Genomic DNA, 510 nt, shown 5'->3' with positions numbered 1-510 from the left:
CAAGCAATACATTCACAGGCTTAGCTCCAGGTACCTATAGCTTAAGAGTAAGAAGCACGACAGACAATACCTGTTCCACGGCAGGATCCTCAACGGTAACGATTGAAGAAGTACCAGATGCTCCATCTGTACCTGCGGTAGCAAGTACGATACAACCAACATGTGAAGTTGCAACAGGAAGTGTGGAATTGAGTGGCTTGCCAACAGGAGATTGGACGATAACAAGTAGTCCGGCAGGCTTTGGAGCAACAGGAAATACCGCTACGACAACGATTAGTGGATTGACTCCAGGCACAACATATACCTTTACGGTAACAAGTGATGCAACGGGATGTAGCTCACCAGCAAGTACCGATGTAGTAATCAACGACATTCCTGAAAGACCAATTTTAACAGTAGGAACAGTAACCTGTTCAGATACAGGGTACAGCTTTACAGTAACCACAAATGCAACGAACGTAACAGTAAGTGCAGGTACATACGCAGGCGGAGTAGTTACAGCGCCATTGG

At 46.1% G+C, this 510-nt stretch carries 1 protein-coding gene; it reads left to right on the top strand.

Annotated features, from left to right (window positions below; genetic code table 11):
* Positions 1–510: hypothetical protein (locus MM214_RS18995; RefSeq protein WP_241297752.1), on the top strand; the 510-nt coding region annotated here is incomplete at both ends.

It is taken from the genome of Belliella kenyensis, from assembly GCF_022549675.1.
Taxonomy (GTDB): domain Bacteria; phylum Bacteroidota; class Bacteroidia; order Cytophagales; family Cyclobacteriaceae; genus Belliella; species Belliella kenyensis.
Note: the sequence above shows the minus strand (reverse complement) of the source record. Positions and strands in the feature narration are given on the sequence as shown.